Consider the following 20,932-nt stretch of genomic DNA (forward strand, 5'->3'; position numbering starts at 1 on the left):
GCGGATTCAGGCGCTCGCCGTCCACGCGTAGCGGTGCTCCGGGCGGCCCGTCCCGCCGTACCGGAGCGTGAGGCGCACCCGTCCCGACCGCTCCAGCAGTTTGAGATAGCGCTGTACGGTCTGCCGGCTCATCCCCGCGTGCTCCGCGATCTCCCGTGCCGAGAGCGGCCCGTCGGAGCCCTTCATCACCTGGCGGATCACCGCGGCGGTCGCGGCGGAGTGCCCCTTGGGCAGGGCGGGGGCGCTCGCGGCGGACAGCGCCCCGAACATCCGGTCCACCTCGGCCTGTTCGGTGTCGCCGCCGCGCTCCACGGTGCGCCGCAGCGCCGCGTACGCCTCCAGCTTGGCGCGGAAACCGGCGAAGTCGAACGGCTTGATCAGGTACTGGAGCGCGCCCTGGCGCATCGCCGCCTGGACGGTGGCGACATCGCGCGCCGCCGTCACCATGATCACATCGGTCTGATGGCCGAGCCGCCGCAGCTCCCGTACCACCGCGACCCCGTTCCCGTCGGGCAGCCGGTGGTCCAGGAGGACGAGATCGACGGAGTGCCCGGAGATCCGGGCGAGGGCCTCGGCCGCCGAGTGGGCCTGGGCGACCACCCGGAAGCCCGCCACCTTGGCCACATAGGCGGTGTGCACGCGCGCCACCCTGATGTCGTCGTCCACGACCAGTACGTCGATCACCGTGTCTCCCTCGCGGTGGCCGCCGGTTCCGGTGCCGGATCCGGTCGCTGTCCCGGTCCGCGCTCCGGTTCGGGACGCGGTGCCGGTTCCCGTTCGGCCGGGGTGTCCGGGCCGGTCAGCGCGTCCGGGAGGACGACGGTGAACCGCGCCCCGCCGTCCGCCGACTCCGCGGCCCGCGCGCTGCCGCCCTGCCGCTCGGCCAGTCTGCGCACCAGGGCGAGCCCCAGACCGCGCCGGCCGTGGGCCGGTGGCTCCTTGGTCGACCAGCCCTCCGAGAAGACCAGTTCCCGCCGGTCCGCCGGGACGCCTGGGCCGCTGTCGCAGACCACCAGCACGACCGTACGGCCTTCGGCGCGCAGCTCCACCTCGATCCGAGGGTCCGCCGAACCGGCCGCCGCGTCCAGGGCGTTGTCCACCAGATTGCCCACCACCGTGACCAGCCCCTGCGGATCCACCAGCCGGTCGGGCAGCAGCGTGTCCGGTGTCAGCCGCAGGGAGACCCCGCGCTCGGCGGCGACGGTGGCCTTCCCGACCAGCAGCGCGGCGGGCAGCGGATCGTGGATCCGCTCGGTGATCTGCTCCGCGGTGCTCCGGTGCACCCCGACGACCTCGGTGACGAACTCCGCGGCCTCCTCGTGCAGTTCCAGCTCCAGCAGCCCGAGCAGGGTGTGCATGTGGTTCGCGTGCTCGTGGTCCTGGGCCCGCAGGGCGTCGATCAGCCCGCGGGTCGCGTCCAGCTCCCGGCCCAGCCGCTCCAGCTCGGTGCGGTCGCGCAGGGTGATGACGGCGCCGCCGTCGTCGGTCGGCATCCGGTTGGCGACCAGGACCCGGCTGCCGCGTACGGCGAGCAGGTCGTCGCCGCGTACCCGCCCGGCGAGCACCTCGGTGGTACGGCCCGCGCCGAGCACCTCGTCGAGCGGCCGTCCGGCGGCATCGGGACCGAGCCCCAGCAGCCGCTGCGCCTCGTCGTTCATCAGCCGGATCCGGCCGCCGCCGTCCAGCGCGACCACGCCTTCGCGCAGGCTGTGCAGCATGGCCTCGCGCTCGGTGAGCAGCGCGGAGATGTCGGAGAACGCCAGGTCATGGGTCTGCCGCTGAAGGCGCCGGGAGATCAGATACGCGGCGAGGGCGCCGACGGCGAGCGCGCCGCCCGCGTACGCGAGCATCCCGGGGATGGCGGCCAGCAGCCGCTCGTGGACGCTGTCGTACGCGATACCGACCGAGACGGCGCCGACGATCGCGCCCGTACCGTCGCGCAGCGGGACCTTTCCGCGGGCGGAGCGGCCGAGGGTGCCGCTGTCCAGCTCCATCACATGGGCGCCGGCGAGCGCCTCGCTGGGGTCCGTGGAGACGACCCGGCCTATCTCGTGGCGGTCGGTGTGCGACCAGCGCACCCCGCGCCGGTCCATGACGACGACGTACTCGGCGCCGCTGGCCGTCCTGATCCGCTCGGCCTCGGCCTGTACGGGACCGTCCGCCGTCGGCCGGGAGGACAGGAGGTCGGCGGCGACCCGGGTGGACGCGGTCGTCTCGGCGATCGCCAGGGCGCGGCGCATGGCCTGGTCGTCCAGCTCGTTGCTGAGCGGCGCGAGGAAGAGTCCGGTGGCCAGGACGGTGACGCCCGCCGCGATGGCGATCTGCATCAGCAGCACCTGGGAGAAGACCCGGCGGGGCCGGCGGAACAGCCGCCCGCCGGCCGGTGGTCCGGCGCGCCCGGCCGGCTTTGTGGGGGGCCCGGCCGGGCCGGCCGCGGTGCTCGATCCGGCGTTCATGCGTACGAACGGTAGAGGGACCGCCGCCCATTTTCGAAATCTCCGGTCGGCCGGGGGCCGGGGCCGGCCGCCCGTCATGGCAGCTCCTGGGGCGGCCGGGGGCCGCTGTACTGCCCGGTCGGACGCATCCGCAGCGGCTTCTCGCCGTACTCCTCCAGCGCGTGCGCGATCCAGCCCGCCGAGCGGCCGACGGCGAAGACCGTCTCGCCCGCCTCCGGCGGCATCCCGGCGGTCACCGACAGCACCGCGAGCGCCAGATCGACGTTCGCGTGCAGCTTCACATGGCGGGCGGTGGTCTCCGCCACCTCGCGCGCGGCCGTCAGCACCGGCCCGGCGCCGGGCAGTTGGTCCAGTACGGCGAAGAGCGCCTCGGCGCGCGGGTCCGGGCCCGGGTAGAGCCGGTGCCCCAGCCCGGGCACCCGGCGGCCGGCGCGCAGATGGTCCGCCACCACGGCCGCCGCGCTGCCCCGCTCCAGCACCTCGGCGAGCATCCGGTGGGCCGGCCCGCTGGCCCCGCCGTGCAGCGGGCCGTCCAGCGCGCCGAGACCGGCCGAGACCACGGCGTACGGATGGGCGCGGGCCGAGGCGGCGACCCGTACGGCGAGGGTTGAGGCCGCCAGATCGTGGTCGATCAGCAGGGACAGCGCCATGTCCAGCGCGCGTACGCCCGACTCGCCGGGCTGCCGCGCCGACAGCCGGGACCACAGCCGCGCGGCCAGCCGGCCGTCCACCGGCTGGGGGCGGCCCGCCGCGGGGAGCGCGTCGACCAGGGTGGGGATGAGGGCGCGGGCGGTGGACAGCACGGCGTCCCGGGAGAGGTCGAAGCGCAGCGGATCGGCGACCGCCGCCGCGACCGCCGCCACCCGGAGCCGGTCCGTCGGGCCGCTGTGCGCGGGCAGCGCCGCGACCGCGTGCCGGGCGGCGGCGAGCGCCTCGGCGGGGGCGGTGAGCCGGATGCCCGGCTCCAGGGTGCCCGTCCAGAGCCAGTCGGCGATCTCCTCGTAGCGCAGGCGCCGGGCCAGCTCGGTCGCGTCCACACCCCGGTAGTAGTAGCGGCCGGCCTCGATCAGGGTGATGCCGGTCCTGATCCGCTGGAGGCCGTCGGCGCCCGCCGGGGACTCCCGGCCGCTCCTGCGGGCCAGGGCCTCGACCGCGGCGGCGTCGAAGGTGCTGCCGCGGCCGGCGGGGTCGCGGCGGGCGGTGAGCCGGCCCCGGCTGACGTACGCGTACACCGTCTCGGGCTTGACCCCGAGCCGCGCGGCGGCCTCCCGGGTGGTGAGCCGCGCCGGCTCGGCGGTCTGTTCCCCCGGGGGTCCTGCGACCGGTCCTTCGTCCATGGCCACACCGTACATGTATTGATTCAATCAATGTTGACAGTGATCCAGTCAAGGATGGACAGTCGAATCACGTCCAAGGAGGAAACATGCCGACCACGCCGACCACGCCGACTGTGCCGACCAACAAGGCCAACGGGACCGACGAGCCCCTCGCCGTGCCGCGCGGCCTCGCGGGCGTCGTCGTCACCGACACCGCGCTCGGCGACGTCCGGGGCCGCGAGGGCTTCTACCACTACCGCCAGTACTCCGCCGTGGAACTGGCGCGGACCCGCACCTTCGAGGACGTCTGGCATCTGATGTTCTACGGGGAGCTGCCGGACGCGGCCGGCCGGGCCGCCTTCACCGCGCGCACCGCCGCCCTGCGCCGGCTGCCCGAGGAGGTCGCCGCCGCGCTCCCCGTCATCGCCCGGGCATCGGCGCGATCCGGTCCGCTCGCCGGGCTGCGGACCGCGCTCTCCCTCTTCGGCGCCTCGGCCGGACTGCGTCCGCTGTACGACCTCGGCCCGGACGACCGCCTCGACGACGCGCTCGCCGCCTGCGCCGTCGTCCCCACGCTGCTGACCGCGCTCCACCGGCTGGGCCGGGGACTGGCGCCGGTCGAGCCGCGCGACGATCTGCCGTACGCGGCCAACTACCTCTACATGCTCACCGGCGAGGAGCCCGACCGGGCGCGGGCCCGGGCCGTCGAGCGCTATCTCGTCTCCACCGTCGACCACGGTTTCAACGCCTCCACCTTCACCGCCCGGGTGATCACCTCCACCGGGGCCGATCTGGCCGCCTGCCTGGTCGGCGCGGTCGGCGCGCTCTCGGGACCGCTGCACGGCGGGGCGCCGAGCCGGGCCCTCGACACCCTGGACGCCATCGGCACCGCCGACCGTATCGACCCCTGGATCCGGGAGCGCGTCCTCGCGGGCGACCGGATCATGGGCTTCGGACACCCCGTCTACCGCACCGAGGATCCCCGCTCCCGCATGCTGCGCGGGATCGCCGAGGAGTTCGGCGGACCGCTGACCGCCTTCGCCGTCCAGGTCGAGGCACGCGTTGAGGCGATACTCGCCGAACTGAAGCCCGGCCGCGAGCTGCACACCAACGTGGAGTTCTACGCCGGAGTGGTCATGGAGCTGTGCGGACTGCCCCGTGAGATGTTCACCCCGACCTTCGCCGCGGCCCGGGTGGTCGGCTGGAGCGCCAATATCCTGGAGCAGGCGGCGGATTCGAAGATCATCCGCCCGGCGGCCCGCTATGCCGGACCGCCCCCGCCGCAGCCGGTGCCGGCTGTCTGAGCGCGGGACACGGACGGCGTCGGCACGGCACGGAGGCGGCACTTGTGAGCGCGAAACGGATCCCGGTGGTGGTTCTGACGGGATTTCTGGGGTCGGGCAAGACCACCCTGCTCAACCATCTGCTGCGGCACCGGGCGGGCAACCGGATCGCCGTCGTCGTCAACGACTTCGGCGCCATCGAGATCGACGCCATGACGGTCGCGGGCCAGGTCGGCTCGACGGTCTCGCTCGGCAACGGCTGTCTGTGCTGCGCGGTCGACGCGAGCGAACTCGACGGCTATCTGGAGCGGCTCACCCGGCCGTCCGCCCGGATCGACATCATCGTGATCGAGGCCAGCGGACTGGCCGAGCCCCAGGAACTCGTCCGGATGATCCTCAACGGCGACAACCCGCACACCGTGTACGGCGGGCTGGTCGAGGTCGTCGACGCCGCCGAGTTCGAGGCCACCCGGGCGCGCCATCCGGAGCTGGACCGCCATCTGGCCCTCGCCGATCTCGTGGTCCTCAACAAGGCCGACCGGGTCGCGGACCCCGACCGCCGGCGGCTGCTGGCCACCGTCGCCGAGCTGAGCCCGGGGACGCCGGTGGTCTCCGCCTCGTACGGACGGGTCGACCCGGAGCTGCTCTTCGACCCGGCCGTCCGCCCGGACGAGGACGAGAAGGCGCGCCAGCTCTCCTTCGAGGACCTGGAGGAGCGGTACGGAGAGGAGGAGCACGGCGAGGGGGAGCACGGCGCGCACGACGGGCATCTCCACGCGGCCTACGAGACCGTCTCGTTCACCGCGGACACCCCGATGAGCCCGCGGCGGCTGATGGCGTTCCTCGACTCCCGGCCCGCCGGGCTCTACCGGATCAAGGGATTCGTCGGCTTCGGCGCCGCCGACCCGGCCCACCGCTACGCCGTGCACGCGGTCGGCCGCTCGCTGCGCTTCCACCCCGAGCCCTGGCCGCGCGGCGGGGCGCGGAGCACCCAGCTGGTGCTGATCGGCTCGGGCATCGACGGCGACGCCCTGCTCAAGGAGCTGGCGGACTGCCGGGAGACGGAGCCGGGGGAGGCCGCCCCGGACGACCGGAGCATGTGGGGCGTCCTGCGGTATGTACCCGGCGACGGCGACGCCGAGGGCGGCGGATCCGGCCTCGTAACGCAGACCGGGCCCGGACCCGAAGGCCCGGACCCGGATCCCGAGACGGACTGGCCGTGACGGGCTGGTGCGACGGACTGGCCGTGACGGGGGCTCCGCCGGCCACGCGGTGGCAGTGACCGGCGGAGCCCCGCAGGTCAGAGCGCCGGACCCGCCAGCACGTCGACCTCCGGCGCGAACGGGGTACCCGAGCCGTCCCGGCGCGGGTCGGGCTCCGGCAGCTCGACCGGAGCGCCGTTCTTCTGCGCGGCGCGTGCCGGACTCGCCCCCGCCCAGGCCAGGACCAGCATGTCCTCGCCCTTCAGGAAGCGCTGGCAGCGCACCCCGCCGGTCGCCCGGCCCTTGCGCGGATACTGGTCGAACGGGGTGAGCTTCGCCGTCCGTACGGAGTCGTCCAGCGTGCCGTGCGAGCCGGTGACCGTGAAGACCACCGCGTCCCGCGCCGGGTCCACGGCGGTGAAGGAGATCACCTCGGCCCCGTCGGTCAGCTTGATGCCCGCCATCCCGCCGGCCGGCCGGCCCTGCGGCCGTACCTGCGCGGCCTGGTAGCGCAGCAGCTGGGCGTCGGAGGTGATGAAGACCAGATCCTCCTCGCCCGTCCGCAGCTCGACGCCGCCGACGATCCGGTCGCCCTCCTTGAGGGAGATGACCTCCAGCTCGTCCTTGTTGGACGGATAGTCCGGCACCACCCGTTTGACGACACCCTGGAGTGTGCCCAGGGCGAGCCCGGGGGACGACTCGTCCAGGGTCGTCAGACAGATCACCCGCTCGTCGCCCTCCAGCGCGAGGAACTCCGTCACCGCGGCGCCGCCCGAGAGGTTGGGCGCCGCCACCGTGTCCGGCAGCTGCGGGAGGTCGATCACCGAGATCCGCAGCAGCCGGCCCGTCGAGGTGACCGCGCCGATGTCGCCGCGGGCCGTCGCGGGGACGACGGACACGATCACGTCGTGCTTCACCCGTCTGCCGTCCTCGCCCTCCAGCGCCTCGCCGTTGACCGTACGGGCCAGCAGACCCGTGGAGGACAGCAGCACCTGGCACGGGTCGTCCGCGACCTCCAGCGGCACCGCCGCCACGGCGGAACCGGCGGACTCCAGCAGCACCGTACGGCGCGGGGTGGAGAACTTCTTGGACACCGCGGCCAGTTCGGCGGAGACCAGCTTGCGCAGCTCGGCGTCCGACTCCAGGATCCCGGTCAGCTCGTCGATCTCGCCGTTGAGGCGGTCGCGCTCGCCCTCCAGCTCCATCCGGTCGAACCGGGTGAGCCGGCGCAGCGGGGTGTCCAGGATGTACTGCGTCTGGATGTCGCTCAGCGAGAAGTGCTCGATCAGCCGCTCCTTGGCCTGCGCCGAGTTGTCGCTCGACCTGATCAGCCGGATGACCTCGTCGATGTCGATGAGCGCGACGAGCAGCCCCTCGACCAGATGCAGCCGGTCCCGCCGCTTGGTCCTGCGGAACTCGCTGCGCCGGCGCACCACCTCGAAGCGGTGGTCGAGATAGACCTCCAGCAGCTCCTTGAGGCCCAGCGTCAGCGGCTGGCCGTCCACCAGCGCCACATTGTTGATGCCGAAGGTCTCCTCCATCGGCGTCAGCTTGTAGAGCTGCTCCAGCACGGCCTCGGGCACGAAGCCGTTCTTGATCTCGATGACCAGGCGCAGGCCGTGCGCGCGGTCGGTGAGGTCCTTGACGTCCGCGATGCCCTGGAGCTTCTTGGCGGAGACCAGGTCCTTGATCTTGGCGATCACCTTCTCCGGGCCGACCGTGAAGGGCAGCTCCGTGACGACCAGGCCCTTGCGGCGCGGGGAGACGTCCTCCACCGTCGCGGTGGCCCGGATCCGGAAGGTGCCCCGGCCCTTCTCGTACGCGTCCTTGATGCCGGTGAGCCCGACGATCCGGCCGCCGGTCGGCAGATCGGGCCCCGGCACGAAACGCATCAGCGTCTCCAGGTCGGAGCCCGGGTGCTTGATCAGATGGCGCGCGGCGGCCACGACCTCGCCGAGATTGTGCGGCGGCATGTTCGTGGCCATGCCCACGGCGATCCCGGAGGCGCCGTTGACGAGGAGGTTCGGATACGCGGCCGGAAGTGTGACCGGTTCCCGCTCCTGGCCGTCGTAATTCGGCTGGAAATCGACCGTGTCCTCGTCGATCGACTCCGTCATCAGTGACGTGGCGTCAGCCATCCGGCACTCGGTGTACCGCATGGCGGCCGGCGGGTCGTCATTGCCGAGCGAGCCGAAGTTGCCATGGCCGTCGACGAGCGGCAGCCGCATCGAGAACGGCTGTGCCATCCGGACCAGGGCGTCGTAGATCGACGCGTCCCCGTGCGGGTGAAGTTTGCCCATGACCTCACCGACGACGCGGGCGCACTTCACATAGCCGCGGTCGGGGCGCAGGCCCATCTCGTTCATCTGGTACACGATCCGGCGGTGCACCGGCTTCAAACCGTCCCGGGCGTCGGGCAGGGCCCGGGAGTAGATCACCGAGTAGGCGTATTCGAGGAAGGAGCCCTGCATTTCATCGACCACGTCGATGTCGAGAATCTTCTCCTCGAAGTCCTCCGGCGGCGGGGTCTTCGTGCTGCGGCGGGCCATCTCGGCTGCGGCTCCTTCACAGGTTCTGTACGGCAACTTCTGGAACTGACGCGGACCATTGTGGACCGCGCCACTGACAACGCCGACCTCGACCCGTCGTTGGGCGGGTGGCGGGCGCCCCGGCGGGGGAGCGTCGACCGGGGAACTTGGCCAGGTCTCCGCACGCTTGCATACAGTGGCAGGACTTCTCCGTATCGCGATCGAAGGGACGTACATGCCCATGGGTCACACGGCCACAGCGCAGGCCGGTTCCGGCGGCCTGACAGCTACTGAGCACCGCCTGGCCAACGGCCTGCGCGTGGTGCTCTCCGAGGACCACTTGACCCCGGTCGCCGCGGTCTGCCTCTGGTACGACGTCGGCTCGCGCCACGAGGTCAAGGGTCTTACGGGCCTCGCCCACCTCTTCGAGCACCTGATGTTCCAGGGTTCGAAGCAGGTGGCGGGGAATGGCCACTTCGAGCTGGTGCAGGGGGCCGGCGGCTCCCTGAACGGCACCACCAGCTTCGAGCGCACGAACTACTTCGAGACCATGCCCACCCACCAGCTGGAACTGGCGCTCTGGCTGGAAGCCGACCGGATGGGCTCGCTGCTCGCCGCGCTCGACGAAGAGTCCATGGAGAACCAGCGGGACGTCGTCAAGAACGAGCGCCGCCAGCGGTACGACAATGTGCCATACGGTACGGCCTTCGAACGGCTGACCGCACTCTCCTACCCCGAGGGCCATCCCTACCACCACACGCCGATCGGCTCCATGGCCGACCTGGACGCCGCGACACTGGAGGACGCCCGCGCGTTCTTCCGTACCAACTACGCGCCGAACAACGCCGTGCTCTCGGTCGTCGGCGACATCGACCCCGAGCAGACGCTCGCCTGGATCGAGAAGTACTTCGGGTCCATCCCGTCCCACGACGGCAAGCAGCCGCCGCGCGACGGCTCCCTGCCCGACACCATCGGCCGCGAGCTGCGCGAGGAGATCCGCGAGGAGGTCCCGGCGCGCGCGCTGATGGCCGCCTACCGGCTGCCGCACGACGGCACCCGCGAGTGCGACGCCGCCGATCTGGCGCTCACCGTGCTCGGCGGCGGCGAGTCCTCCCGGCTCCACAACCGGCTGGTACGGCGCGACCGCACCGCGGTCGCCGCCGGCTTCGGACTGCTGCGGCTGGCCGGCGCCCCCTCCCTCGGCTGGCTGGACGTGAAGACGTCCGGCGGCGTCGAAGTGCCCGCCATCGAGGCGGCGGTCGACGAGGAGCTGGCCCGGCTCGCCGCCGACGGCCCGACCGACGAGGAGATGGAGCGGGCCCAGGCCCAGCTGGAGCGCGAGTGGCTGGACCGGCTCGGTACGGTCTCGGGCCGCGCCGACGAACTGTGCCGCTTCGCCGTGCTCTTCGGCGACCCGCAGCTGGCCCTCTCCGCCGTCACGCGCGTCCTGGACATCACCGCCGAGGAGGTACGGGCGGTCGCCGCCGCGCGGCTGCGCCCCGACAACCGGGCGGTGCTGGTGTACGAGCCGCTCACGGCGGAGGACGCCGACACCACCGGGGACGCCGGGGACGAGCAGGCCGGGACCGACGAGCAGGAAGGGGCGGACCAGTGAGCGACGCCATTGTCACCATGGACTTCCATCCGCGGCCGACCGCCGGCGAGGCCCGGCCCTGGGCCTTCCCCGCCCCCGGGCGCGGCACCCTCGGCAACGGTCTGACCGTGCTGCGCTGCGACCGCCCCGGCCAGCAGGTGGTGGCCGTCGAGATCAACCTCGACGCCCCGCTCGACGCCGAGCCCGAAGGGCTCGACGGCGTCGCCACCATCATGGCGCGGGCGCTCTCCGAGGGCACCGACAAGCACTCCGCCGAGGAGTTCGCCGCCGAGCTGGAGCGCTGCGGCGCCACCCTCGACGCGTACGCCGACCACCCCGGCATCCGGGTCTCCCTGGAGGTCCCGGTCTCCCGGCTGCCCAAGGCGCTCGGCCTGCTCGCCGAGGCACTGCGCGCCCCCGCGTTCAGCGACAGCGAGATCGAACGGCTCGTCGGCAACCGGCTCGACGAGATCCCGCACGAGACCGCCAACCCGGGCCGCCGGGCCGCCAAGCAGCTCTCCAAGGAGCTGTTCCCGGCCACCCTGCGCATGTCCCGGCCGCGCCAGGGCACCGAGAAGACGGTGGAGCGCATCGACGCGGCCGGCGTCCGCGCCTTCTACGAGGCGCATGTACGCCCGGCCACGGCCACCGCCGTCATCGTCGGCGACCTCACCGGCGTCGACCTGGACGAGATCCTCGCCGACACCCTCGGCGCCTGGACCGGGAACACGGCCGCGCCCCGGCCCGTACCGCCCGTGACCGCGGACGACACGGGCCGCGTGGTCATCGTCGACCGGCCCGGCGCCGTCCAGACCCAGCTGCTGATCGGCCGTATCGGCGCCGACCGGCACGACCCGGTCTGGGCCGCGCAGGTGCTCGGCACGTACTGCCTGGGCGGCACGCTCACCTCCCGGCTGGACCGGGTGCTGCGCGAGGAGAAGGGCTACACCTACGGTGTACGGGCCTACGGCCAGGTGCTGCGCTCCTCGGCGCCCGACGCCCCGGGCGGCCCGGCCGGCGCCTCGATGCTCGCCATCAGCGGCTCCGTGGACACCGCCTCCACCGGCCCGGCGCTGGCCGACCTCTGGACGGTGCTGCGCACGCTCGCGGCCGAGGGGCTGACCGACGCCGAGCGCGATGTCGCCGTACAGAACCTGGTGGGCGTCGCCCCGCTGAAGTACGAGACGGCCGCCTCCGTCGCGGGCACCCTCGCCGACCAGGTCGAGCAGTTCCTGCCGGACGACTTCCAGGCGCGGCTGTACGCGCGGCTGGCCGAGACCGGCACCGTCGAGGCGACGGCCGCGGTCGTCAACGCCTTCCCGGTGGACCGGCTCGTGACCGTGCTGGTCGGGGACGCGGCGCAGATCAAGGAGCCCGTCGAGGCGCTCGGTATCGGCGAAGTGACCGTGGTCACCGGCTGATCCGGCCGTCCGTACAGGGCAGGGAACCCCGGCGACATCGGTCGCCGGGGTTCTCCGTTCTGTCCCTGTTTTCCGTGGAAACATGCCGTCTGCCCCTGTGGGGAACGCGACAAAACAGCCTGTCTGTTTGGCGCGGGAAAGCCCAGCGGCTTAGCGTCGGTCCGGCTGTTCGCCCGTTGCGCCGCACCCGTGGCATCGGACAGTCATCGCCGAGTCCCCGTCAGGCGCGAGCCCGAGGGAGCCGGGGACCCACAGTCCCTGGGGTGAATCGGACCGCCTTCACGCGCAGTCGCGCCGTGTGGAGGGGCCCGTAGGAGACCTTCCTGCTCCGAACCCGTCAGCTAACCCGGTAGGCGAGAAGGAAGGAAAGGACCCGTCACCCCATGGCGTTCACCCGTACCGCCGGGAAGCACCGCGCCCGGAGGCGCCCGACCCGCCGGGGCGCGAACGCCGCGGGCGTCGCGACCCTCACCGCGACCGGTGTCATCGGCACCCTCGCCGCCTCCCCGGCACTCGCCTCGGGCGCCGGTGCCGAGGCCGCCTCGCAGACCGGCTTCAACCGGGTCGCCGACCTCGGGGACGCCCTCGCCGCCGTGGTCGACGACCAGGCCCACGCCCAGCGTTACGCCGCCGACCGGGCGGCCAGGATCAAGGCCGAGGCCGTCGCGCGGGCGGAGGCCGAGCGGCTGGCCGAGGCCCGCGTCAAGGAGATACGCGCCACCCGGGAGCGCGCCGCGCGCGCCGCCGAGCGCACCCTCCTCAACACCTTCCAACTCCCCGTCGCGGGCTCGTACATCACCACCGGATACCGGGCCGGCGGCTCCCTCTGGTCCTCCGGCAGCCACTCGGGCGTCGACTTCCGCGCCGCGTCCGGCACCCCGGTGGTGGCCGTCGGCGCCGCGACCGTCGTCGAGGCGGGCTGGGGCGGCTCGTACGGCAACAACGTCGTGCTGCGGATGAGCGACGGCACGTACACCCAGTACGGCCACCTCTCCTCGATCGAGGTCTCGGTGGGCCAGAGCCTCGCCCCCGGGCAGCGCCTCGGCCTCTCCGGCGCCAGTGGCAACGCCACCGGACCGCATCTCCACTTCGAGGCGCGGACCGGTCCGGATTACGGCTCCGACATGGACCCCGTCGCGTACCTCCGCGCGCACGGCGTGAACGTCTGACGCGCCCCCTGCCGTACCCCTGACGCGCCCCGGGCCCACCCCCGCCGGCTCACGCTCCTCGCGCGCGCCCCCTCGCTCCGTAACCGCTCCGCCGTCCGACCTGCCCGTTGGCCAAAAGATATCCATGGATTTCGGGCACCCTTCGGAAATTCTCGTTGATTGCAATAGAGTCACGGAACAGGCGTCAATCGGCTGCGTTTCGCGCGGATTAAGGCGGAGGTTCGGACATGCGCATTCCCGCGCACTCGGTATGCACGGCGATTCGCGACGACATCGTCTCCGGTCTGTTCGAGCGGGGCGGCCGGCTCACCGAGGAACACCTGGCGCGGCGCTACGGCGTCTCCCGGGTCCCGGTGCGCGAGGCCCTGCGCACGCTGGAGTCGGAGGGCTTCGTCACCACGCGCCGCCATGTCGGCGCGTGTGTGGCCGAGCCCACGGAGCAGGAGGCGGCCGACCTGCTGGAGGTACGGCTGATGCTGGAGCCGCTCGGCGCAGCGCGGGCCGCCCAGCGCCGTACCGATGCCCATCTCAAGGTCCTCCGCGGCCTGGTCAGACTGGGTCAGGAGCGGGCCCGCCGGGGTCAGGGCGAGGATCTGCGCTCGCTCGGCGCGTGGTTCCACGAGACGCTCACCCAGGCGTCCGGAAGCCCGGCGCTCACCTCGCTGCTCACCCAGCTCCGGCACAAGATCGCCTGGATGTACGTGGTCGAGCAGCCCGCCAGCCCCGTGGAGTCCTGGGCCGAGCACGGCGCGATCGTGGACGCGGTGGCGCGCGGGGACGCGGAGCGGGCGCGGGCCCTGACGAGCCTGCACGCGGAGCGGACCGCGGCGGTGCACCGGCTGCGCCGGCCGGAGCGCGGCCGGGAAAAGGTGAGGGCTTCGCAACATGCCGTAAACATCGCGAGCGTCCGTAATTAACAATCGCGCCGTATACAAAGAGATGAATTGGGTGAGGGGTCTTTCTCTGCTGCTCGGGTGAATAAAAGAAGCCGTGGCCCACTGAATTCAGTGGACCACGGCTCTGTCGTGCGGTCGTGCCGGTCATTCGGTCACGCGGGTCGTGCGGTCATGCCGTCACGCTGTCAGGGAATGAGGCGCAGGAGCAGGTTGGGCGATCCGGTGCCGACGTTGGTGAGGACGTTGGGCGTGCCCCCGCTCACCAGCGCGCTGAGGACCGTCGCCGGGCTGGCGGTCGGGCGGCTGGAGAGGTAGACCGCCGCCGCGCCCGCGACGTGCGGTGCGGCCATGGACGTACCGGAGAGGGTGGCGGTGGCCGTGTCGCTGGTGTAGTAGCCCGCGATGATGGACGAGCCGGGCGCGAAGATGTTCACGGCCGGGCCGTAGTTGGAGTAGCTGGGCCTGGCGTCCGCGCTGGTGGTGGCGCCCACCGTGATCGCGGTGGCGACCCGTGCCGGGGAGCGGGTGGAGGCCAGGGTGGACTCGTTGCCCGCCGCCACCGCGTAGCTCACGCCGGAGGCGATGGAGGCGGCCACGGCGTTGTCGAGCGTGGTGCTGGCGCCGCCGCCGAGGGACATGTTGGCGACGGCCGGCTTGACGGCGTTGTTGGTGACCCAGTTGACGCCGGCGATGACCCCGGCGGTGGTGCCGCCGCCGGTGCTGTCGAGCACCTTGACCGCGACGACCCTGGCCGCCTTGGCCACACCGTAGGTGGAGCCGGCGACGGTGCTGGCGACGTGCGTGCCGTGGCCCTGGTCGTCGTTGGCGGCGCTGCCGCCGGTGAACGAGTTGTAGCCGTACGAGGCCCGGCCGCCGAACTGCGCGTGCGTGATGCGTACGCCGGTGTCGATGACGTACGCGGTCACCCCGGAGCCCGCCGAGTCCGGGTAGGTGAACGTGCCGTTCAGCGGGAGATTCGTCTGGTCGATCCGGTCCAGGCCCCAGGGGGCGTTGGTCTGGGTCGCGTCGATGCTGACCTTCTGGTCCTGCTCGACCAGCGCGACCGCCGGGTCGGCGGCCAGCCGCTTGGCCTGGGTCTCGGTGAGCTTGGCCGCGTAGCCGTTGAGCGCGCCGTCGAAGGTACGGGCGACCTTGCCGCCGTACTCGGAGACAAGGCCCTTGCCCGCCGCGGAGGACGCCGAGAAGCCGGCCGCCTTCTTGAGCGTGACGATGTAGCTGCCCTTGACCGCGGTGGGGGACCCGGCGTGAAGGATCTTTCCTTCGGCCGGTGCGGCGTGGGCGGGCAGTGCGGCACCGGTGCCGAGCAGCGCGGCGGTGGCGGTCGCGGCGATCAACGTCACGAATCTGCGCCGGGTGGAGCGGCTGGTGTCACGGATCACTGTCATCGCGAGGGGTTCCTCCTCGGTGAGGTGGCGCGCGGCAAGGTGGGGTGCGCGCCGATGGGGGGAAGTGCACGTGTTCGCACGGGTAACCGGAAGTGTCATGTCCACCTCCGGAACAGTTAAAGAATGCAGCAACTACCCGTGTAGAACAAGGGAGTTGGCGTCTTGTCATATCCCTGACATGAACAGGAAATGGAGACTCCGCATACCGGTGGTCACAGAAGGCGGGGAAAACCGCACGGGCCCCAGGCGTGTCCGGGCCCGCGGGGGCGGAACACGCCGGCGCAAAACACCGCTCCCGCACCGCCAGGACCGGCGGATACGGGAGCGGGTGGAGGGGAGTGGGGGTGGCCGGTCGGATCAGACCGTCTCGGGCAGCTCGTCCAGGCCCTCGGCGACCAGCTTCGCCAGCCGGTCCAGCGCCACATCGGCGCCCTCGGCGTCGGAGGCGAGCACGATCTCCTCGCCGCCCTGCGCGCCCAGACCGAGCACCGCGAGCATCGAGGCGGCGTTGACCGCGTTGCCGTCGGCCTTCGCGATCGTCACGGGAGCGCCGGCGGCCGTGACGGCGCGGACGAAGATGGAAGCGGGACGGGCGTGCAGGCCCTCGGCCCAGCCGACGTTGACGCGGCGCTCAGCCATGGTGTTGCCCTTCAAGTCAAAAAGTCCTAAAACCGGTGTCCGCTCCACACTCTCATGTGCGACGACGCCTCCTCCCGCCGACCCCGGGGCGCGCCCCCGCCGTAGGATCTGTTCATGGAGCCACCGGCCGACCACGCGTACCCCGCCCACTGGGAAGCGGACGTGGTGCTCCGCGACGGGGCCACCGCCCGCATCCGGCCCATCACCACCGCCGACGCGGAGCGGCTGGTCAGCTTCTACGGGCGGGTCTCCGACGAGTCGAAGTACTACCGCTTCTTCGCCCCCTACCCGCACCTCTCCGCCAAGGACGTGCACCGCTTCACCCACCACGACTACGTGGACCGGGTGGGGCTCGCGGTGACCGTGGGCGGCGAGTTCATCGCGACCGTACGGTACGACCGCATCGACGCCCGGGGGCTGCCCGCGTCCGCGCCCGCCGACGAGGCGGAGGTCGCCTTCCTCGTCCAGGACGCGCACCAGGGGCGCGGAGTCGCCTCCACCCTGCTGGAGCACCTCGCCGCGGTCGCCCGGGAGCGCGGGATCCGCCGTTTCGCGGCCGATGTGCTGCCCGCCAACAGCAAGATGATCAAGGTTTTCCGGGACGCCGGCTACACCCAGAAGCGGAGCTTCGAGGACGGCTCCGTACGGCTCAGCCTCGACCTCGAACCCACGGCCGAGTCGCTGGCCGTGCAGCGCGGGCGCGAGCAGCGCGCGGAGGCGCGGTCGGTGCAGCGGCTCCTCGCGCCGGGCTCCGTCGCCGTCGTCGGCACCGGCCGCGCGCCGGGCGGGGCGGGCCGTACGGTGCTGCGCGGGCTGACCGGCGCGGGCTTCACCGGCCGGGTGTACGCGGTCAACCGGGCGTTCGCCGAGGACCTGCGGGAGATCGACGGCGTCCCCGCCTTCCGCTCGGTCGCCGCGATCGGCGAACCCGTCGACCTCGCGGTCCTCGCCGTCCCCGCGGAGCGCGTCCCGGAGGCCGTCGACGACTGCGGACGCCAAGGCGTCCTGGGCGTGGTTGTCCTCTCCGCCGGCTACGCGGAGAGCGGCCCGGAGGGCAGGGCGCGCCAGCGCGAACTGGTCCGGCGGGCCCGCTCGTACGGGATGCGCATCATCGGCCCCAACGCGTTCGGGATCATGAACACGGCCGACACCGTCCGGCTCAACGCCTCCCTCGCGCCCGAGCTGCCCGGCCGCGGCCGGATCGGCCTGTTCGCGCAGTCCGGCGCGATCGGTATCGCCCTGCTGTCGGGGCTGCGCCGGCGCGGCGCGGGCCTGTCGTCCTTCGTCTCGGCGGGCAACCGCGCGGACGTCTCGGGCAACGACATCCTCCAGTACTGGTACGAGGACCCGGACACCGATGTCGTCCTGCTCTACCTCGAATCCATCGGCAACCCCCGCAAGTTCACCCGGCTGGCCCGGCGTACGGCGGCGGTCAAGCCGGTCGTGGCCGTCAAGGGCGCGCGCCACAGCGGCAGCGAGCCGCCGGGGCACGCGGTCCCGGCCACCCGGATCCCGGACGCCACGGTCTCGGCGCTGCTGCGCCAGGCCGGGGTGATCCGCGTCGACACGGTGACCGAGCTGGTCGACGCGGGGCTGCTGCTCGCCTCCCAGCCCCTCCCGGCGGGCCCGCGCGTCGCCATCCTCGGCAACTCGGAGTCGCTCGGCCTCCTCACGTACGACGCCTGCCTCACGGAGGGCCTGCGCCCCCTGCCACCCCGCGACCTCACCACCTCCGCGACCCCGGCCGACTTCGGCACGGCCCTGGCGACCTCGCTCGCGGACCCGTCGTGCGACGCGGTGATCGTGACGGCCATCCCGTACGTCGGAGGAGAGGACCCGACGCCGGCCGGGCCGGCCCCCGAGGCCGCGGGTCCGGGGGTATCGGCGCAAGCGCCCGGGCAGGGGCTCGGTGCCGCTCTTGCCGCCGCGCTCCGTGAGGCCGCTGCGTACGGGCCGGTGAAGCCGGTCGCGGTGGTTCATGTGGAGATCGACGGTCTGGCCGAAGCGCTCGCGGCGGTCGCGAACGGTCGCCGCCGTACGGGCACCCGGTCCGGCGACGGCGAAGGCGAAGGCGAAGGCGTCGGCGGCGCGTCCGGCGTCGGACCGGGCACCGCCGCCGGGACGACCGCCGGGCCGAGCGCGGACGCCGCCGGGGCAGCCGGCGGACCCGGGCGGCCGACGGCGGCGCCTTCCGCCGCTCACGCCGCCCACGCCATCCCCGCCTACCCCGCCGCCGAGCGGGCCGTCCGGGCGATGGCCGAGGCCGTCTCGTACGCGCAGTGGCGGCGGCAGGCGGCGGAGCCCGGGACCGTACCGGAGTTCCTCGACGACGCGATCGACGAGCACGCCGCCGCCGCGCTGATCGGCCGGCTGCTCGGCCGGGCGGCCGGTCCGCACGGGCTGACCCTCGCCCCGGCGGACGCGGGCGAACTGCTCGGCCACTACGGGATCTCCGTACGCCCCGTCCTGCCCGCGCCGACGGCCGACGAGGCCGCGGTGGCCGCCGCCCGGATCGGCTACCCCGTCGCGCTGAAGACGACCGCGCCGCATCTGCGGCACCGCGCCGACCTCGGCGGCGTCCGGCTGGACCTCGCCGACGAGGCGCAACTGCGCCTCGCGTACCGCGAGCTGACCGGCGCCCTCGGCGCCCCCGCCGAACTGCGGCCCGTCGTGCAGACGATGGCCCCGCGCGGCGTCGACACCGTCGTACGGGCCGCCATCGACCCGGCGGCCGGCGCCGTCCTGTCGTTCGGGCTGGCCGGGGCGCCGTCCGAGCTGCTCGGGGACCTGGCGCACCGGCTCGTCCCCGTCACCGACCGCGACGCGGCCGAGGCGATCCGGTCCATCAGGACGGCCCCGCTCCTCTTCGGCTGGCGCGGCTCCGCGCCGGTCGACACCCCCGCCCTGGAGGAGCTGCTGCTGCGGGTCTCCCGGCTGGTGGACGACCATCCCGAGGTCGTCTCCGTCACGCTGGAGCCCGTGGTCGTCGCCGTCTACGGGCTCTCGGTGCTCGGCGCGAGCGTCCGTCTCGCGCCGCCGCCCGCGCGCGACGACCTCGGTCCGCGCAGGCTGCCGAGCTACTGACGCCCGAAGGCGGCCCGTGCCCGGCCCGTGCCCTGGCCGTGCTTCAGCCCGCACCCCGCCCCGCACCCCGCCCCGCACGGGCGTGACCGGCAGCCATCCAGCCACCGTAGGATGGCTCCCATGGCGAAGACCGGTACGACGACCCAGGGGCTGCGCACGGCGATCGAGCGCAGCGGCTACTACCCGGCTCTCGTGGCCGAGGCGGTGGAGGCCGCTGTCGGCGGCGAGCCGATCACGTCGTACGTGGTGCACCAGGAGACCACCTTCGACGCCAACGAGGTACGCCGGCATGTCACCGTCCTCGTGCTGACGGCCCACCGCTTCATCGTCAGCCACACCGACGAGCAGGCCGCCGACTCCAGCTCCCCGACCCCCTACGCCACCACCTCCACCGAATCGGTCAAGATCGATCGGATCTCGTCGGTCGTGGTCAGCCGCGTGGTCGCCAACCCCGAGTCGTACAAGCCCGGCACCCTGCCGCGCGAGGTCGTGCTGACCATCGGGTGGGGCGCCGTCTCCCGGATCGATCTGGAGCCGGCCGCCTGCGGCGACCCCAACTGCGAGGCCGACCACGGCTACACCGGCAGCTCCACCGCCGACGATCTGAGCCTGCGGGTCAGCGAGGCCGGTGACGGCCCGGACACCGTCCGCCAGGCGCTCGCCTTCGCACAGGCGCTGTCCGAGGCCACCGCCGCCACCGCGGCGGCCGGCCGCTGATGGCCGCGCAGCCCCTCTGGCAGGACCCCGTCCCGCTCGACCTCACCACCGCCCCCCTCCCCGAGTACGGCAGCGGTTCGCTCGCCGATGTGCTGCCCACCCTCGCGGCCGGTCAGGGCGTACCGGATCTGACCGCGAGCATTACGGAACTAACGCCCGCCGACCGGAACTGCGTCTTTCTGATCGACGGTCTCGGCTGGGAGCAGATCAAGGCCCACCCGGCCGAGGCGCCGTATCTGACCTCGCTGCTCGGTACGTCGCGCGGCAACACCGGCCGTCCGCTCACCGCGGGCTTCCCCGCCACCACCGCGACCTCGCTCGCCTCGGTCGGTACGGGGCTGCCCCCGGCTCAGCATGGACTGCCCGGCTACACCGTCCGCGACCCCGCGACCGACGCGCTGATGAACCAGCTGCGCTGGCAGCCCTGGACCGACCCGCACATCTGGCAGCCGTATCCGACCGTCTTCCAGCTCGCCGAGGCGGCGGGCGTGCACACCGCCCAGGTGTCGGCGCCGGCCTTCCAGCACACCCCGCTCACCAAGATCGCGCTCAGCGGCGGCACCTTCTTCGGCCGGCTCTCCGGCGAGGAGCGGATGGACCTGGCCGCCGAGCAACTCGGCGCGGGGGACCGGGCGCTGGTCTACACGTACTACAGCGAGGTCGACGGCAAGGGCCACCGCTTCGGCGTCGACTCCGACGCCTGGCGCGGCCAGCTGATGTACGTCGACCGGCTCGTCCAGCGCCTCGCCGAGCAGCTGCCGCCGCGCAGCGCCCTCTACGTCACCGCCGACCACGGCATGATCGACATCCCCTTCGACGAGGAGTCGCGTATCGACTTCGACGAGGACTGGGAGCTGCGGGCCGGTGTCGCCCTGCTCGGCGGCGAGGGCCGGGCCCGGCACATCTACGCCGTACCCGGCGCCGCGAGCGACGTCCTCACCGTCTGGCGCGAGGTGCTCGGCGACCGGTTCTGGGTGGCGAGCCGCGACGAGGCGCTCGCCGCGGGCTGGTTCGGCCCGCCCGGCACGATGGACGAGCGGGTGTACGGGCGGATCGGGGACGTGGTCGCCGCGGCCCACGACGACGTGGTCGTCACCGCCTCCGTACGGGAGCCGCACGAGTCCGCGATGGTCGGGATGCACGGCTCGATGACCCCCGTCGAGCAGCTCGTTCCGCTGCTGGAAGTACGCTCGTAACCCGCCGCGTCCCTCCCGTTCGGCG

Annotated in this window: 15 protein-coding genes and 1 riboswitch; of the genes, 9 read left to right on the forward strand and 6 right to left on the reverse strand. The window is 73.0% G+C overall.

The features are described from left to right. Nucleotides 1–6: 6 nt before the first annotated feature. The 3 genes from DVK44_RS26810 to DVK44_RS26820 all read right to left on the reverse strand — a co-directional run bounded on the left by DVK44_RS26810 (nt 7) and on the right by DVK44_RS26820 (nt 3,793). Nucleotides 7–684, reverse strand: a complete 678-nt coding sequence (locus DVK44_RS26810) for a response regulator (protein WP_114662728.1) — start codon at nt 682–684, stop codon at nt 7–9. Beyond that, nucleotides 681–2,327, reverse strand: coding sequence for an ATP-binding protein (locus DVK44_RS26815; protein ID WP_228447682.1), 1,647 nt, complete (start codon nt 2,325–2,327; stop codon nt 681–683). The genes DVK44_RS26810 and DVK44_RS26815 overlap by 4 nt, the downstream gene beginning before the upstream one ends. Before the next feature lie 203 nt (nt 2,328–2,530). After that, entirely contained in the window at nt 2,531–3,793 is a 1,263-nt protein-coding gene (locus DVK44_RS26820) for a citrate synthase (protein WP_114665456.1), read from the reverse strand. An 86-nt stretch (nt 3,794–3,879) separates the two neighbouring features. On the opposite strand from DVK44_RS26820, the gene DVK44_RS26825 reads away from it, so the two are divergent. Then, nucleotides 3,880–5,076 (forward strand): citrate synthase/methylcitrate synthase, encoded by a 1,197-nt coding sequence (locus DVK44_RS26825; protein WP_114662732.1) that lies wholly within the window; start codon nt 3,880–3,882, stop codon nt 5,074–5,076. Nucleotides 5,077–5,120: 44 nt separating this feature from the next. After that, complete coding sequence (locus tag DVK44_RS26830; RefSeq protein WP_114662734.1) at nt 5,121–6,278, forward strand: CobW family GTP-binding protein; 1,158 nt, start codon at nt 5,121–5,123, stop codon at nt 6,276–6,278. 77 nt (nt 6,279–6,355) lie between these two features. On the opposite strand, the gene DVK44_RS26835 is transcribed toward DVK44_RS26830, so the two are convergent. Further along, entirely contained in the window at nt 6,356–8,806 is a 2,451-nt protein-coding gene (locus DVK44_RS26835; protein ID WP_114662736.1) for a DNA gyrase/topoisomerase IV subunit A, read from the reverse strand. A gap of 214 nt (nt 8,807–9,020) precedes the next feature. Here DVK44_RS26835 and DVK44_RS26840 point away from each other — a divergent pair, with 214 nt between their 5' ends. From DVK44_RS26840 to DVK44_RS26855, 4 genes are all read left to right on the forward strand, one after another. Next, nucleotides 9,021–10,400: a M16 family metallopeptidase gene (locus DVK44_RS26840; protein ID WP_114662738.1), complete on the forward strand. Its 1,380-nt coding sequence runs from the start codon at nt 9,021–9,023 to the stop codon at nt 10,398–10,400. A 17-nt stretch (nt 10,401–10,417) separates the two neighbouring features. After that, nucleotides 10,418–11,800, forward strand: a complete 1,383-nt coding sequence (locus DVK44_RS26845; protein WP_114665457.1) for a M16 family metallopeptidase — start codon at nt 10,418–10,420, stop codon at nt 11,798–11,800. Nucleotides 11,801–11,997: 197 nt separating this feature from the next. Further along, a riboswitch (cyclic di-AMP (ydaO/yuaA leader) is annotated at nt 11,998–12,170 on the forward strand. Between the two features lie 13 nt (nt 12,171–12,183). Beyond that, on the forward strand, nt 12,184–12,969 hold the full coding sequence (locus DVK44_RS26850; RefSeq protein ID WP_114662740.1) for a M23 family metallopeptidase: 786 nt from the start codon (nt 12,184–12,186) through the stop codon (nt 12,967–12,969). A 227-nt stretch (nt 12,970–13,196) separates the two neighbouring features. Further along, the gene (locus DVK44_RS26855; RefSeq protein WP_114662742.1) at nt 13,197–13,886 is read left to right on the forward strand and encodes a GntR family transcriptional regulator; all 690 of its coding nucleotides are present in this window, start codon (nt 13,197–13,199) and stop codon (nt 13,884–13,886) included. Between the two features lie 164 nt (nt 13,887–14,050). On the opposite strand, the gene DVK44_RS26860 is transcribed toward DVK44_RS26855, so the two are convergent. Together DVK44_RS26860 and DVK44_RS26865 are read right to left on the reverse strand one after the other, a co-directional pair. Then, nucleotides 14,051–15,271, reverse strand: coding sequence for a S8 family peptidase (locus DVK44_RS26860; protein WP_114662744.1), 1,221 nt, complete (start codon nt 15,269–15,271; stop codon nt 14,051–14,053). 357 nt (nt 15,272–15,628) lie between these two features. Next, a complete protein-coding gene (locus DVK44_RS26865; protein WP_114665458.1) occupies nt 15,629–15,910 on the reverse strand; it encodes an HPr family phosphocarrier protein in 282 nt (93 codons plus the stop codon). Nucleotides 15,911–16,024: 114 nt separating this feature from the next. On the opposite strand from DVK44_RS26865, the gene DVK44_RS26870 reads away from it, so the two are divergent. The 3 genes from DVK44_RS26870 (at nt 16,025) to DVK44_RS26880 (ending at nt 20,907) form a co-directional block, all read left to right on the forward strand. Then, nucleotides 16,025–18,994, forward strand: a complete 2,970-nt coding sequence (locus tag DVK44_RS26870) for a bifunctional acetate--CoA ligase family protein/GNAT family N-acetyltransferase (protein WP_114662746.1) — start codon at nt 16,025–16,027, stop codon at nt 18,992–18,994. Nucleotides 18,995–19,114: 120 nt separating this feature from the next. Continuing rightward, on the forward strand, nt 19,115–19,711 hold the full coding sequence (locus DVK44_RS26875) for a DUF5998 family protein (RefSeq protein ID WP_114621663.1): 597 nt from the start codon (nt 19,115–19,117) through the stop codon (nt 19,709–19,711). Next, nucleotides 19,711–20,907, forward strand: coding sequence for an alkaline phosphatase family protein (locus DVK44_RS26880; RefSeq protein ID WP_114662748.1), 1,197 nt, complete (start codon nt 19,711–19,713; stop codon nt 20,905–20,907). Before DVK44_RS26875 ends, DVK44_RS26880 begins: the two co-directional genes overlap by 1 nt. The last annotated feature ends 25 nt before the right edge of the window (nt 20,908–20,932 follow it).

It is taken from the genome of Streptomyces paludis, assembly GCF_003344965.1.
GTDB lineage: Bacteria > Actinomycetota > Actinomycetes > Streptomycetales > Streptomycetaceae > Streptomyces > Streptomyces paludis.

What these genes read in the sequence shown, in the direction of transcription:
- DVK44_RS26815 (WP_228447682.1), bottom strand. Translation starts at nt 2,327, where the DNA reads ATGCAGATCGCCATCGCGGCGGGCGTCACCGTCCTGGCCACCGGACTC.
- DVK44_RS26820 (WP_114665456.1), bottom strand. Translation starts at nt 3,793, where the DNA reads ATGGACGAAGGACCGGTCGCAGGACCCCCGGGGGAACAGACCGCCGAG.
- DVK44_RS26825 (WP_114662732.1), top strand. Translation starts at nt 3,880, where the DNA reads ATGCCGACCACGCCGACCACGCCGACTGTGCCGACCAACAAGGCCAAC.
- DVK44_RS26835 (WP_114662736.1), bottom strand. Translation starts at nt 8,806, where the DNA reads ATGGCCCGCCGCAGCACGAAGACCCCGCCGCCGGAGGACTTCGAGGAG.
- DVK44_RS26840 (WP_114662738.1), top strand. Translation starts at nt 9,021, where the DNA reads ATGCCCATGGGTCACACGGCCACAGCGCAGGCCGGTTCCGGCGGCCTG.
- DVK44_RS26845 (WP_114665457.1), top strand. Translation starts at nt 10,418, where the DNA reads ATGGACTTCCATCCGCGGCCGACCGCCGGCGAGGCCCGGCCCTGGGCC.
- DVK44_RS26850 (WP_114662740.1), top strand. Translation starts at nt 12,184, where the DNA reads ATGGCGTTCACCCGTACCGCCGGGAAGCACCGCGCCCGGAGGCGCCCG.
- DVK44_RS26855 (WP_114662742.1), top strand. Translation starts at nt 13,197, where the DNA reads ATGCGCATTCCCGCGCACTCGGTATGCACGGCGATTCGCGACGACATC.
- DVK44_RS26860 (WP_114662744.1), bottom strand. Translation starts at nt 15,271, where the DNA reads ATGACAGTGATCCGTGACACCAGCCGCTCCACCCGGCGCAGATTCGTG.
- DVK44_RS26865 (WP_114665458.1), bottom strand. Translation starts at nt 15,910, where the DNA reads ATGGCTGAGCGCCGCGTCAACGTCGGCTGGGCCGAGGGCCTGCACGCC.
- DVK44_RS26870 (WP_114662746.1), top strand. Translation starts at nt 16,025, where the DNA reads ATGGAGCCACCGGCCGACCACGCGTACCCCGCCCACTGGGAAGCGGAC.
- DVK44_RS26875 (WP_114621663.1), top strand. Translation starts at nt 19,115, where the DNA reads ATGGCGAAGACCGGTACGACGACCCAGGGGCTGCGCACGGCGATCGAG.
- DVK44_RS26880 (WP_114662748.1), top strand. Translation starts at nt 19,711, where the DNA reads ATGGCCGCGCAGCCCCTCTGGCAGGACCCCGTCCCGCTCGACCTCACC.